Source organism: Homoserinimonas sedimenticola, assembly GCF_026094475.1.
Classification (GTDB): Bacteria; Actinomycetota; Actinomycetes; order Actinomycetales; family Microbacteriaceae; genus Homoserinimonas; species Homoserinimonas sedimenticola.
The window spans coordinates 2,278,906-2,291,415 of record NZ_JAPELL010000001.1; the positions used below are offsets into that span (position 1 = coordinate 2,278,906).

A 12,510-nucleotide genomic window follows, 5' to 3' on the forward strand; every position below is an offset into this window, starting at 1 on the left:
CACTGAAACGACGCCTGTCAGTTCACTGGATGCGGGCGCGAGGCTGCGAAGGCGGGACTACCTTCTGGGGGCATGAGCGAGGAATTGAAGGACGGCGACATCGAGACGGTGTCGAACCGCGGACAGTGGATCAACCGGGTGATCGGCAGCGCCGAGCTCTCGGAGAGTTTCTCCAGCAAGGAGGAGGCGGTCGATGCGGGCCGCAGCCTCGCGCAGCAGCTCGGCGCCCGGCACGTCGTCTCCGACGAGGAGCCGACCGGGGCGATCACCGATCAGGACCCCTCTGCCTGACCGCCGGCGGGGTTGCGCCTGTGAGTCGGGTGGACGGCCCTTGCGGCGTTGCGCAGCGGGGGTAGCGTCACAGGCATCCATTGCCGATAGGAAAGGACGGTGCTCACCATGAGCGACAAGTTCGAGAACAAGGCAGAGGAATTCGGCGGCAAGGCCAAGGAGGCCACCGGTAAGGCGACCGACGACGAGAGTCTTGAAGCCGAAGGTAAGACGGACCAGACGAAGGCCAACCTCAAGCAGGCTGGCGAGAACGTGAAGGACGCCTTCACCAACTAGGTCCTCAAGACGCAGTCCCAAGGACTGTCGATGCAGGCGGCGGCGCTACGGCGTCGCCGCCGTCGTCTCTGTTCCCGACCCCGTAGGCTCTCGCCATGAGTGACGAGACGACCGGCACTGTTGCCGGGGGAACTACGGTGGGGCGCAGCATCCGTCTCGCCGCTTTCGTGTGGCGGGTCGTGCTGCTCATCGTGTGTGGCTACGGGCTGTACCTCAACACGGGACTCGACGACGGCGCACTCGACCTGCAGTCGTTCAGCTACTACACGATCCTCTCCAACCTTTTCGTGTTGCTCGCCTACCTCTGGGTGACGGGCCGCACCGCGCTCGCGCTCGGGCCGGACCGCCGGGAGCTGCCCGTGCTGGCGCCCGTGCTCTCCGGCATGGTGCTCGTGGCGATCACCATCACGGGGCTCGTCTACAACTTCGTGCTCGTGCCGCGGGATGTCGCGCTCGGCACCTTCGACGGCGGCGACCTCGCCGACCTGCTCGTGCACACCTGGGTGCCGCTGCTGACGGTCGGCGAGTGGCTGCTCTTCGCCCGCAAGGGCCGCTTCCGCTGGTGGTACTCGGCCGTGTGGCTCGTGACGCCGGCCGCCTACGCGATCTTCGCCTTCATCCGCGCCGAGGTCGGGCCCGTGCTGAAGGGGGTCTCAAGCCGCTACCCCTACTTCTTCCTCGACGCCGACGAGTTCGGCTGGAGCACTGTGCTCGTGAACGTGCTCTGGCTGCTCGTCGGCTTCCTGGCCCTCGGCCTGATCGTCGTCGCGGTCGACCGGATGCTCGGGGTCGCCGCCCGGCACCTGCGACGCTGAGCTCTTGCGCTGCTGAGCTTTTTGTGCCGCTGAGCGCCGCGCTCGTCAGCGGATCGTGAAGCTGCCGCTCTCGATCGGCTCGAGTTCCTCGACATCGACGCGGTCGACGCGGGCGAACTGGGAGCCGCGCTGCAGGAACTCGATCATGTCCTCGACCTGTGCGTGCGTGCCCTCGACCTCGGCGAGCACAGTGCCGTCGTTCTGATTCTTGACCCAGCCGGTCGCGCCGATCTCGGTCGCGTGCTCGGCCGTCGCCCAGCGGAAGCCCACGCCCTGCACGACCCCGTGCACCACGGCGCGGATGCGGCGGTCGGTCGAACGGGAGGCTCCAGCATCCATGGTCCCCATCATGCCGTGTCGACGCCGAGTTGCCCAGATGGGCGGTCACGGAGCCCTTGAGAAGCTACGAAGTGGGCAACTCGGTGACCAGTCGGGGGTCGCGGACGATGACGCGCTGGCGCGGCGGCCTGAGTGTTCATCCACGGTTCACCTGGGGTTGACGGGGCACCAGCACACTTCGAGCGGCAGCCGTTCGCGCTGCAACCCGACGCCCGAAAGGTTCTCCCATGCGCCCTTCCCCGTCCCTCGCCGCCTCGGCCGCGGCGGTACTCGCCTCCGCGCTGCTCGCGCCCCCGCTGCTGGCGTCGGTGCCGGCATCCGCAGCCCCTCTCACCGGCCTCGTTATCAACGAGGTCGAGTCGAGCGGTGGCACGCCCGGCGACTGGGTCGAGCTGTTCAATACAGGCAGCGAGCCCGTGGATGTCTCGGGCTGGGTGTTCAAGGACGCGGACGACGACCACAGCTACGCGATCCCGGCGGGTACGTCGCTTGCCGCGGGCGCATTCCTCGTGCTGGAGGAGGCGGACTTCGGCTTCGGGCTGGGCGGTGGCGACTCGGCGCGCCTCTTCCTGGCGGACGGCGTGACGGTGGCGGACTCCTTCACGTGGGAATCGCACGCCGCGACCAGCTACGGCCGCACCGCCGAGGGCACCTTCGCGCTGACGGCGGAGTCGACGAAGGGCGCCCCGAACCTGTTCCCGCACCCGGCCGCGGCCGTGCGCATCAACGAGGTCGAGTCGAGCGGTGGCACACCCGGCGACTGGGTCGAGCTGCTCAACACGGGCTCGGGGCCGGCGGATGTCTCGGGGCTCGTGTTCAGGGATGCGGATGACACGCACGCCTACACGATCCCGGCGGGCACCACGATTCCCGCGGGCGGCTTCTTCATGCTCGAGGAGGCGGACTTCGGCTTCGGGCTGGGGGGCGCCGACTCGGCGCGCCTCTTCCTGGAGGACGGCGTGACGGTGCTCGACTCCTACGAGTGGACCGCCCACGCCGCGACGACCTACGGCCGCAACCCCGACGGGCTGGGCGCGTTCGACACCACACTCGAGCCGACGAAGGCCGCCGCCAACGCATTCGCGCCGGCCGAGGCATCCGCTGTTCGCATCAACGAGATCGAGTCCAACGGCGGCACGCCCGGCGACTGGATCGAGCTCATCAACACGGGCAGCGAGCCCGCGGATGTCTCGGGCTGGGTCGTCAAGGACAACGACGACACGCACGTCGCCACGATTCCTGCGGGCACCATCATCGCTCCGGGCGGGTTCTTCATCGTGGAGGAGGAGCTGCTCGGCTTCGGGCTCGGCACGAACGACTCGGTGCGCATCTTCGCCGCCGATGGCGTGACGATCGTGGACGAGCACACCTGGAGTGGCCACTCGGTGACGACGCTGGGGCGCTGCCCCGACGGTTCGGGTGAGTTCATCGTGACGGGTGGCGAGACCAAGGCGGCGCTCAACGCGTGCGACGGTCCGGTCGACCCGGGCGAGGACATCGAGACCTCGCCGTGGCCGGGCGGCGCGGCCGTCACGACGGCCGACGCCGCGGGCACCTTCGGCGAGGACCTCAGCGGTCTCGTGCGCGAGGCGGACGGTTCCGAGCGGGGAGTGCTGTGGGCCGTGCAGAACGGCGACGGGCTCCTCTACAAGCTCGCCTGGGATGGCACGGCATGGACCGCCGACCGCACCTTCACGCTCGCCTACCTCGACGGTGCCGGCACGGTCGACGCCGAGGGGGTCACGGTGACACCCGTCGGTTCGGCAGGCGGGGTGTACGTGGCATCCGAGCGCAACAATGACGGCGGCGGCAGCCGTCCGTCGATCCTCCGCTACGAGGTGGGGGCACTCGCCGGGGCGACGCTCACGGCGACCGACGAGTGGAACCTCGTCACCGACCTGCCCGTGCTTGCGGCGAACTCGGGGCTCGAGGGCATCGCCTACGTTCCGGATGCCGCGCTGGTCGCGGGCGGCCTCATCGACCAGTCGACGGGCGGCGCCTACGACCCCGCCGATTACCCGGGCCACGGCGGAGGTCTCTTCTTCGTCGGTGTTGAGGGCAACGGCATGATCTACGCCTACGCGCTGGGGGCGGATGGCGCTTTCGATCGCGTCGCCGCCTTCGAGAGCGGCTTCCCCGGTGTCATGGAGCTGGTCTACGACGCGGCATCCGGTGACCTCTGGGCGCTGTGCGACGAGGTGTGCGAGGGACGCATGGCGGTGCTCTCGCTCGACGCCGGGGCCTTCGCGGTCGAGACGGTGTACGAGCGCCCCGCGGGCATGGCGAACCTGGCGAACGAGGGCTTCGCGGTCGCGGCCGCGTGCGTCGACGGGGTGCGGGCGGCGTTCTGGGCGGATGACGCCGGCACCGACGGGCACGCACTGCGCGAGGGTACTGTCGCGTGCGGGTCCACGGGAGGCGGCGGCGGTGACGGTGGCACGGGCGGTGACGGTGGCACGGGCGGCGGCTCGGGCGGCGACGGCGGCTCTGGTGGTGGCGCGACTCCGGCGCCGGCCTCTGAGGAGGAGCTGACGGAGGAGACCCGCGGTTCGGTGTCGGCTCCGGATGCAGCGCGGCCCGGCCAGCTCATCACCGTGACGGTGGGCCTCGTGCACGCGGGTCGCACGGTCGACGTGTGGCTGCACTCCGACCCGGTCCACCTGGGCACGCACACCGTCTCGGCGGCGGGCACGGTCGCGGTGACGATCCCCGCCGGTGCTTCGGCCGGCATCCACCGCCTCGTTGTGCTGGCGGCGGACGGCACGGTCATCGGCTGGACCGAGATCCGGGTGACCGCGACGGGACTGCAGGTGACGGGCGCCGACTCGTCGGGCCTGGGCCTCGCGGGCCTCGCGCTCGTGGGCCTCGGTCTCGGGGCCGTGATGCTGCGGCGGCGCCTCAGCGCGACCGCCGTGTAAGGCTCGTCGACGGCGGGTCGGGGGGCCCGCCGCCGACGATACGGAAGTGCCATCGGCGCAGTGCAAGGCGCCGATGGCACTCGCCTTTTCGGCTCGCATCGTCTCGGCGCGTATCTTTTCGGCCGGTAGCACTCCGTCACAGGGGTGGCGTCGAGAGCGCGAACGACGCAGGATGGTGTGTCGCAGCATCCGCCAATCCCTGGAGTTCCTCATGACGTCACCCCTGCCCGAGCCCGACATGGTCGCGGCCGCGGCGATGTGGCAGGCGTACCGTGACGAGGTGCCCGGCCCCGACGGCGAGCATCCGACGGTCGAGTACTTCGGGGACTCGGCCGAGCTTGCCGACGAGTTGCTCGCCCTCGTGCTTGAGGGGCAGAAGCGGGCGACCGCGACGCTCTTCGCTGAGTTCGAGGCCGACGGCCAACCGGTGCCGCAGATCGGCGGGCACTGGATCGCGTGCGACGGGAGGGGCACCCCCGTCGCGGTGCTGCGGTCGACCGAGCTGCGGCTCGGCACCCTTGAGAGTGTCGACGATGCCTTCGCTTACGACGAGGGTGAGGGCGATCGCACGCGGGAGAGTTGGGTGCGGAGCCACACGCGCTACTGGCAGCGTGGGGCGGAGGCCCGCGGCATCCGCTGGTCGGAGCAGGAGAGCGAGATCGTGTTCGAGCGGTTCACGGTCGTGTGGCCGCCGGAGCACCGCACGCCCTGAGGCTCGTGGTCGCGAACCGACTCTGAGGAGCGCGGGCTAGAGGCGGCGGCCGTCGGCGAGGGTGATGATCGTGGATGCTCGTGCCGCAGCATCCGGGTCGTGCGTCGCCTGCACAACCGTCGCCCCGCGGGCGAGTTCCGCACCGATCGCGCGGTCGATGAGCACCAGCGCGCTCGCGTCGACGCCCGCCGCGGGTTCGTCGAGCAGAAGCAGGTCGGCCTGCTGGGCGAGGCCCTGGGCGACGAGAGTGCGCTGGCGTTGACCGCCCGAGAGCTCGTGCAGGGAGCGGGAGGCGAGCGGCGTCAAATCGAGGGCACACAGGCTTCGCTCGATGATCTCGTGATCGCTGCGGCGTAGTCGACCGAGGCTGCCGCGGTCGCGCCAGCGGCCCATCGCGACGGTATCGAGCACCGTGAGCGGCAGGTGGGCGGAGACGGCGCTGCGCTGCAGGACGAAGGCGACGGAGGTGCCGGGGCGGCGATTGAGGGTCCCGTGACTGAGGGGGTGGGTGCCCGCGAGCACGCCGAGCAGGGTGGATTTGCCCGAGCCGTTGGGGCCGACGAGGGCGGTCAGTCGCCCTGCCACGAGGTCGAGGTCGACACGGTCGAGGGCGATGTGCTCGTCGTGCATGGCGGTCGCGCCGTGCAGGCTGAGCAGGAGTTCGGGGGCGAGTGAGGGGATCGGGGCGGAGAGAAACACTCACGCATCATATCGAAATGACAACCATTATCAATTAGGTGTATGGTCGTCGCTCGTGACCTTCCTCCTCGACCCCTTCACGACGGGCTTCATGCTCCGCGCCCTCGTCGGCGGCGTGCTCGTCGCAACGCTGTGCGCGGTCGTCGGCACCTGGGTCGTCATCCGCGGAATGGCCTTCCTCGGCGAAGCCATGGCCCACGGTGTGCTGCCCGGCGTGGCACTCGCGGCGTTGCTTGGCCTGCCGCCCCTCCTCGGCGCCGCCGTCAGCGCGAGCGTCATGACCGCGAGCATCAGCGTCGCCTCACGCCGCGAGCGTATTTCTCAAGACACCGCCATCGGGCTCCTCTTCGTCGCGATGCTGAGCCTCGGGGTCATCGTCGTCTCCCGCTCCCGCAGCTTCGCTACCGACCTCACTGCCATCCTCTTCGGCGACGTGCTCGCGATCTCCTGGAGCGACATCGGGTTCCTCCTGCTGGCGCTGGCCGTCGCCCTGGGGATCAGCGTCGCCTTCCACCGCCCCTTCGTGGCGATGAGCTTCGACCCGGCGGTCGCGCACACCATGCGGCTGCGACCGCGGCTCGCGCACCTCGTGCTCGTGGGGCTCGTCACCCTCGTTGTCGTCGCCTCCTATCAGGCGGTCGGCAGCCTCCTCGTTGTCGGTCTGCTCCTCGGCCCGGCCGTCGCGGCCGGGCACTGGATGCGCCGCATCCCCAACGTGATGGCGCTCGCGGTCGTCTTTGGGATGGCCGCCGTGCTGGGCGGACTGCTCGTCTCCTGGCATGCCGCGACCGCCGCGGGCGCAAGCATCGCCGCCTGCTCGATCCTCCTCGCCCTGCTCTCGGGCGTCACCCGCTCGGCCGTCACCGCCCTCCGCAAGACCGTCGCGCCTGAACCACAGAAGGAGTCAGTTCTCACGTGAAACTCTCCGCCCTTGTTCCTCTCGTCGGTGTAGCCCTTCTCACTGTTGTTCTCGTCGGCGGCTGCGCCGCGACCGAGCCCACCCCCGCCGCGCCCGGCGGCACGGGCGACGGCCACGGCCACATCGAAGGCGCTACCGAGATGCCCGAACCCCAGCTGCGGCTCGTGACCCTGGACTCAGCGGGCTCGCTCACTGCCTTCGACCCGGCGACCGAGGCATCCGTCAGCCTCACGGATGTCGCGGGCGCCGAGCTGCTCACGAGCGACGGTCGCTACGCCTTCGCCGCCGCGGATGCTCGGCTCACGATCGTCGACACGGGCACGTGGACGGTGCCGCACGGCGACCACTCGCACTACTACCTGGCCGAGCCGCGCGTGGTCGGCATGATCGACGGGGGCGCGGGGGCCGGGCTCGGGCGCGCGGCATCGAACGCGGCGCTGACGGCGGTGTTCTTCCCCGGGTCGGGGGAGACGGTCGTGCTCGACGGCGAGGCGCTCGGCGAGGGGGAGATCGAGGAGCTCGCCCGCATCGAGGGCGAGCCGCACGAGGGCGCCGCCGTGCCGCTCGGCGAGCAGGTGCTCGTGAGCAGCCCCGATGCCGTGCAGGTCTACAGCGCCGCGGGAGACGCGCTCGGTGACGAGCAGCGCTGCGAGGACATGCGCGGCTCTGGGATCACCAGTGTGGGCGTCGTCTTCGGGTGCGCCGACGGCGCCCTGCTCACGGTCGAGGGGGAGGATGGTGTCGAGTTCGAACGCATCCCGTACCCTGCCGGGGCCACGCCTGCCGAGTCGTTCGCGAACCGTCCCGGGCGCCCCGACCTGGCGGCACCGGCAGGCCGCTCCGGCGCGTGGTTGCTCGACACCCGCGAGCGCGAGTGGACCCTCATCCGCACCGAGCAGCCGCTGCTGCGTGCCGTTGCGGTCGGCGACTCTGACGGACGGGTGGTCGCGATCGACGCGCTCGGCCGGATCGTCGTCCTGACTCACGAGGGTGTGCAAGCCACGAGCGAGCCGCTGCTCGCGGCCGACCTGGTGGGGGCGGAGCTGCCGGCCGGCGTCGTGCTCGAGGTCGACGCATCCCGGGCCTATGTGAACTCGCCCTCTGCCGGGCTGGTGCACGAGATCGACTACGTCGACAACGCGCGGCTCGCCCGGTCGCTCGATGTGGAGGGCGATGCATCCGCCCTCGTGGAGGTGGCCCGATGAGGCGCGCTCTCACGCTGCTGACCCTCGCTGTGCTGGGGCTGACCGGATGCTCGGCCGCGGGCGTCGCCGACGAGCGGCCACTGATCGTGGCCACGACGAACATCCTCGGCGATGTCGTGGGTGAGCTGGTGGGCGACCGTGCGGAGGTGTTCACCCTCATGCCGCCCAACGCCGACCCGCACTCCTTCGACGTTTCGCCGGCCGATGCCGCCAGAATGCGCGATGCCGAGCTGATCGTCGCGAATGGTCTCGGGCTGGAGGAGGGGCTGCAGCATCATGTGGAGGCCGCCGCGGCTGACGGCGTCGAGGTGATCGAGGCGGGGGACCTGATCGAAGTACTCGCCTACGCGGAGGGCGGCTCGGCGGGCACGGCCGATCCGCACTTCTGGACCGACCCGGCGCGCATGCTCGACGTCGTCGACGGCCTGGAGGGGCCCCTCAGCGAGATCGCAGGCACGCTCGACTCCGGCTACCGCGCCGAGTTGGTGGCCCTCGACGCAGAACTCGAGGAGCAGTTCGCGGCGATCCCCGCCGAGCGTCGCGCGCTCGTCACCAACCACCACGTCTTCGGATACCTGGCGGAGCGCTTCGACTTCCGCGTGATCGGCGCGGTCGTGCCGAGCGGTACGACCCTCGCCGCGCCGAGCGCCTCGGACTTTTCGGGGCTTGTGAGCGCGATCGATGAGGCGGGCGTGCCGACAATTTTCGCCGACTCCTCGCAGCCCGACCGGCTTGTGCAGGTGCTTGCGGAGGAGGCCGACCGTGACGTGCGTGTCGTCGCCCTCTACACGGAGTCGCTCACGGAACCCGGCGGGGGAGCCGCCACCTATCTCGAAATGATGCGCGTCAACGCTCACCTCATCACCACCGGTCTGTCGTCGTGACGGGCCACCTTCCTGAAAGGAACACCATGAAGATCACATCGATGCGGCTTCTCGCGTCTGTCGCGCTCGCCACGGGCGCGACCTTGAGCCTCGCCGCGTGCGCGGGCGGCACCGAGGGCGCCGACTCCGCCGAGGGGGCGACGGATGCGGCATCCGCTGGTTCGCGCGTCGCCCTGACCTATGACGGCGGCCTGTTCGTGCTCGACGGCGACACTCTCGAGCTGCTGGCCGACATCGAGTTGGACGGTTTCAACCGGCTGAACTCCTCGGGCGATGGTCGGCACGTGCTCGTGTCGACGGCGGAGGGCTTCCAGGTGCTCGACACGGCGGAGCCCGAGCTCACCGACCTTGTCTTCGATGCGCCCACGCCGGGGCATGTCGTGCGGCACGCCGAGAGGACGATCCTCTTCTCGGACGGCACGGGCGACACGATCATTTTCGACACGGACGCCCTGCTCGATGCGGACGGCGAGTTGCCCGAGACGGAGGTGGTCGGCGCCCCCGACGCACATCACGGTGTCTCGATCGAGTTGGAGGACGGCACCCTGCTGACGACCATCGGCGACTCCGAGTCGCGCACGGGCGTGCGCGTGCTCGACGCTAACCGTGAGGAGATCGCCCGCAGCGAGGAGTGCCCCTCGGTGCACGGTGAGGGCACGGCGGCCAACGAGGTCGTGGTGTTTGGTTGCAGTGACGGCGTGCTCGTCTACGACGGCAAGTTCACGAAGATCACCGCCCCCGACGCCTACGGCCGCACGGGCAACGCCTACGTGACGGAGACCTCGCCCATCATGGTGGGCGACTACAACGCCGACCCGGATGCCGAGGGCTACGAACTCACGGCGGTCACGCTCGTCGACACCGTCGCCAAGTCGGCGGAGGTGATCAACCTGCCCTCCGGTGTTGCGTACACGTGGCGCGGCGTGGCCCGCACGGCCGACGACAACGCCCTCATCCTCGGCACGGACGGCGCCCTCCACGTGCTTGATGTCGAGACCGGCGAGATCACCGAGTCGTTCCCTGTGATCGACGCGTGGAAGGGTCCGGTGGAGTGGCAGCACGCGCACCCCGCCCTCGTGGTGGTGGGTGACATCGCGTATGTCACCGACCCGGCGACGAACTCGATCCATGCGGTGGATGCCGCGACGGGCGAGGTCCTCGAAACGGGCGAGCTCCCCGCCACCCCCAACGAGATCGCGGTCGTCACGGGCTGACGGCTGTTGCGCTGAGCGGGGCGGCATCCTTCGGGGTGCCGCCCCGTTGCGCTTGACGGGTGTCAATGGCCGGGCCATCTCAGCACCGCGGTTCGGCCGATTCTGACCAGAAGGTGACCTTGAGTTGATCGAATGTCTCCTTCTCGGTAACGAGGAAGGTCACCTCAGTGAATGCCACGGATACGTTCTCTCGTGCAGGCCGGGTGAGGCCATCGGTGTCGATGTAGCGAGCATCCGAGTAGTCGACGCAGGTGGAGATCGTCAGGTAGAGCTCGCCCTGCGAGTGAAGGAGACTCTCGAAGCGCGTGCCGTTCGCGCTGTAGACGGGCACCATCGTGATGCCAGCCCTCGAGTATTCCTCCGCGAGGGCGACCTCTTCGCGAAACGTGTCTTGCGTGGTAACGCGAGCGAGGGCTTCCGTTTGTGTGCCTCCTGACTCGTAGGTCTCGGCAACTGCTTCCCAGTACTCCAACAGGGCGACGTCAGCGCTGGCGGCGATGGCGCCTGAGTCGAAGACGACAGGGGTGGGCTGCGCGTCGGGTTCAGTTGCTTTGACGGGGGCGGGCGTGGCGGGAGCGCAGGCAGTGAGCGTGAGGGCGGCAAGGAGGCATAGTGCGAGGGAGGCACGAAGCCGGGGCATGCCTGCGAGTCAAGCGCGCCTCAGCCCCGACGAGACGCCGGTGCGGGAAAGATGTGCACTCTCCAGCGACGCGGTCGGCTGTGGAGGAGCGGCTCAGCCGGCGATGGGCGGCTAGCAGCCGGGGCCGGTGGGGTCTTGCTGGCAGGTTTTGTCGACGAGGACGGTGTTGATGGTGACGACATCGATGGGGAAGGGGGCGGATGCGATGGCGAGGGTTCCGGGGACGTCCCACCAGGTGCCGTCGGCGGTGTAGGCGGCGCGGACACTGTAGTGGGTGATGAGGGTGACCTCGTAGGTGCCCTTTTCGGTGTACCGGTGGCTGGTGGGGGTGGGGTCGAACTCTGCGAGGCCGAGCTCGGCCCAGGTGTTGCCGGGGGTGCGGGTCATTTGTGTGGTGCCGTCGCCGTAGTGCCATTCGTAGGCGATGGGGGTGAACTCGGCGGATGCGGGTTGCCCGAGGAGGGTGCCGGTGCGGATGTGGGTGGCGGCGTCGGCGATGAAGTTGCTGTGGGCGTTGCGCAGGGCGAACGTGCCGGGTTCGAAGGAGGGGGTGCCTGCGGCGGGGGCGAAGGAGACGAAGTCGGAGATCGTGACGGGTGCGGTAGGGTCGCGGTCGCCGTCGGGGGTGGACCAGCATTCGCCCTGGATGAAGACGTTGCCGGGGCAAGGGTCGTGGGGGAGCCAGACGACCGGTTCGGGGGCAGCGAACTTGCGGGCAGGGGCGCCCGGGGTGACATTGGGAACTGGGCCAGTTCCTGGGGCAGTGACTACCTCTGCGCCGAAGAAGTGGACGAAACCATTGTCGAGGGTGGTCTTGACGCTAGTGGCTCCGAGGAACTCGTCGAAGCCGCCGCCATTGTCCTCAGCTGCGGCTGCGGCTGCGGCTGCTGCGGCTGCTGCAGCTGCAGCGGCGGCTGCAGCGGCGGCTGCTGCCTCTTCCTCCGACTGAGTTTGCGCTGGCGACATCCCAAATGCTGATACTGAGAGGAGCACCGCTATGAGCAGGAACGCTCGGGCCATGACTCGATTCCTCTCATCTTCAAGGTCGTCAAGTCTTCAGACTCCGCGTTGGAGAGCTCCACTCTGAATGCAGCCCGCTCATCTACTTGGCTCAGATCTACCTCCTGCCCATGGGCGTCCACGACAGAGCGCTCCGAGTAGTCCATACAGACGTTGATGGCGACCAGCAGGGAGTCGGCTTCGCCGTAGCTCGATTCGTACTGTGCTGAGTCGAACCGAATATCTCCTACCTGCCGCTGGCCGGCATCCGCATACTTCTCTATGGAAACGGCAGCCTCGTCCGCGGCCGCCTGAAGAGACACCGACAGGAGTTCCTCGCGATCGATCACCCCGGTTTGCCGAGCTTCGTTGACAACTTCGAGATAGGCAGAGAGCGCTGCCGTTGCTGCCTCAAATGCTTCATCATCTGACTCGAACGCCTCCAACTGCGAGGCCGACGGCTTGGGTGAGGGCGATGTGGGCGCTTCAGGAGCGGACGAGCATCCGCTGAGCAGGAGCGCCAGCGCGGCGAGCGGGGCGAGGGCGGAGGGGCGCAGCATCCGCTCAGCGTATGGCGGCGCACCAACTCGAAGCCAACG

General features: G+C 69.2%; 14 protein-coding genes. 9 read left to right on the forward strand and 5 right to left on the reverse strand.

Translation table 11 applies throughout. The features are described 5' to 3' along the window. The first annotated feature begins 72 nt into the window (after positions 1-72). The 3 genes from OH146_RS10965 to OH146_RS10975 all read left to right on the forward strand — a co-directional run bounded on the left by OH146_RS10965 (position 73) and on the right by OH146_RS10975 (position 1,382). Positions 73-291, forward strand: coding sequence for a DUF2188 domain-containing protein (locus OH146_RS10965; RefSeq protein ID WP_265160439.1), 219 nt, complete (start codon positions 73-75; stop codon positions 289-291). A 108-nt stretch (positions 292-399) separates the two neighbouring features. Then, positions 400-567, forward strand: a complete 168-nt coding sequence (locus OH146_RS10970; protein WP_265160441.1) for a CsbD family protein — start codon at positions 400-402, stop codon at positions 565-567. Positions 568-662: 95 nt separating this feature from the next. Then, a complete protein-coding gene (locus OH146_RS10975) occupies positions 663-1,382 on the forward strand; it encodes a Pr6Pr family membrane protein (RefSeq protein WP_265160442.1) in 720 nt (239 codons plus the stop codon). 45 nt (positions 1,383-1,427) lie between these two features. Here the strand turns inward: OH146_RS10975 and OH146_RS10980 are convergent, their stop codons facing one another. Next, a complete protein-coding gene (locus OH146_RS10980; protein WP_265160444.1) occupies positions 1,428-1,721 on the reverse strand; it encodes an acylphosphatase in 294 nt (97 codons plus the stop codon). Between the two features lie 227 nt (positions 1,722-1,948). On the opposite strand from OH146_RS10980, the gene OH146_RS10985 reads away from it, so the two are divergent. Both OH146_RS10985 and OH146_RS10990 read left to right on the forward strand, forming a co-directional pair. Next, a complete protein-coding gene (locus tag OH146_RS10985; protein WP_265160446.1) occupies positions 1,949-4,639 on the forward strand; it encodes a lamin tail domain-containing protein in 2,691 nt (896 codons plus the stop codon). A 211-nt stretch (positions 4,640-4,850) separates the two neighbouring features. Next, complete coding sequence (locus OH146_RS10990) at positions 4,851-5,351, forward strand: ASCH domain-containing protein (protein ID WP_265160448.1); 501 nt, start codon at positions 4,851-4,853, stop codon at positions 5,349-5,351. 36 nt (positions 5,352-5,387) lie between these two features. On the opposite strand, the gene aztA is transcribed toward OH146_RS10990, so the two are convergent. After that, complete coding sequence (aztA, locus tag OH146_RS10995; RefSeq protein ID WP_265160450.1) at positions 5,388-6,050, reverse strand: zinc ABC transporter ATP-binding protein AztA; 663 nt, start codon at positions 6,048-6,050, stop codon at positions 5,388-5,390. Between the two features lie 55 nt (positions 6,051-6,105). Between aztA and aztB the strand changes: the two genes are divergently transcribed. From aztB to aztD, 4 genes are read left to right on the forward strand one after another with little or no spacing between them, the layout of a single operon-like run. After that, entirely contained in the window at positions 6,106-6,969 is an 864-nt protein-coding gene (gene aztB / locus OH146_RS11000) for a zinc ABC transporter permease AztB (RefSeq protein ID WP_265160453.1), read from the forward strand. Beyond that, positions 6,966-8,174: an ABC transporter gene (locus OH146_RS11005; protein ID WP_265160457.1), complete on the forward strand. Its 1,209-nt coding sequence runs from the start codon at positions 6,966-6,968 to the stop codon at positions 8,172-8,174. The genes aztB and OH146_RS11005 overlap by 4 nt, the downstream gene beginning before the upstream one ends. After that, positions 8,171-9,058: a zinc ABC transporter substrate-binding protein AztC gene (gene aztC, locus OH146_RS11010; protein ID WP_265160459.1), complete on the forward strand. Its 888-nt coding sequence runs from the start codon at positions 8,171-8,173 to the stop codon at positions 9,056-9,058. The genes OH146_RS11005 and aztC overlap by 4 nt, the downstream gene beginning before the upstream one ends. 26 nt (positions 9,059-9,084) lie before the next feature. Continuing rightward, positions 9,085-10,272: a zinc metallochaperone AztD gene (gene aztD, locus OH146_RS11015; RefSeq protein WP_265160462.1), complete on the forward strand. Its 1,188-nt coding sequence runs from the start codon at positions 9,085-9,087 to the stop codon at positions 10,270-10,272. Positions 10,273-10,351: 79 nt separating this feature from the next. Here the strand turns inward: aztD and OH146_RS11020 are convergent, their stop codons facing one another. The 3 genes from OH146_RS11020 to OH146_RS11030 all read right to left on the reverse strand — a co-directional run bounded on the left by OH146_RS11020 (position 10,352) and on the right by OH146_RS11030 (position 12,471). Continuing rightward, entirely contained in the window at positions 10,352-10,912 is a 561-nt protein-coding gene (locus OH146_RS11020; RefSeq protein WP_265160464.1) for a hypothetical protein, read from the reverse strand. A gap of 111 nt (positions 10,913-11,023) precedes the next feature. Further along, positions 11,024-11,878, reverse strand: a complete 855-nt coding sequence (locus OH146_RS11025; RefSeq protein ID WP_265160467.1) for a PKD domain-containing protein — start codon at positions 11,876-11,878, stop codon at positions 11,024-11,026. Between the two features lie 29 nt (positions 11,879-11,907). Continuing rightward, complete coding sequence (locus OH146_RS11030) at positions 11,908-12,471, reverse strand: hypothetical protein (protein WP_265160470.1); 564 nt, start codon at positions 12,469-12,471, stop codon at positions 11,908-11,910. Positions 12,472-12,510 lie beyond the last annotated feature (39 nt).

Coding starts and splice junctions, on each gene's coding strand:
- OH146_RS10965 (WP_265160439.1), top strand. CDS start 73: ATGAGCGAGGAATTGAAGGACGGCGACATCGAGACGGTGTCGAACCGC.
- OH146_RS10970 (WP_265160441.1), top strand. CDS start 400: ATGAGCGACAAGTTCGAGAACAAGGCAGAGGAATTCGGCGGCAAGGCC.
- OH146_RS10975 (WP_265160442.1), top strand. CDS start 663: ATGAGTGACGAGACGACCGGCACTGTTGCCGGGGGAACTACGGTGGGG.
- OH146_RS10980 (WP_265160444.1), bottom strand. CDS start 1,721: ATGGATGCTGGAGCCTCCCGTTCGACCGACCGCCGCATCCGCGCCGTG.
- OH146_RS10985 (WP_265160446.1), top strand. CDS start 1,949: ATGCGCCCTTCCCCGTCCCTCGCCGCCTCGGCCGCGGCGGTACTCGCC.
- OH146_RS10990 (WP_265160448.1), top strand. CDS start 4,851: ATGACGTCACCCCTGCCCGAGCCCGACATGGTCGCGGCCGCGGCGATG.
- aztC (WP_265160459.1), top strand. CDS start 8,171: ATGAGGCGCGCTCTCACGCTGCTGACCCTCGCTGTGCTGGGGCTGACC.
- aztD (WP_265160462.1), top strand. CDS start 9,085: ATGAAGATCACATCGATGCGGCTTCTCGCGTCTGTCGCGCTCGCCACG.
- OH146_RS11020 (WP_265160464.1), bottom strand. CDS start 10,912: ATGCCCCGGCTTCGTGCCTCCCTCGCACTATGCCTCCTTGCCGCCCTC.
- OH146_RS11025 (WP_265160467.1), bottom strand. CDS start 11,878: ATGTCGCCAGCGCAAACTCAGTCGGAGGAAGAGGCAGCAGCCGCCGCT.
- OH146_RS11030 (WP_265160470.1), bottom strand. CDS start 12,471: ATGCTGCGCCCCTCCGCCCTCGCCCCGCTCGCCGCGCTGGCGCTCCTG.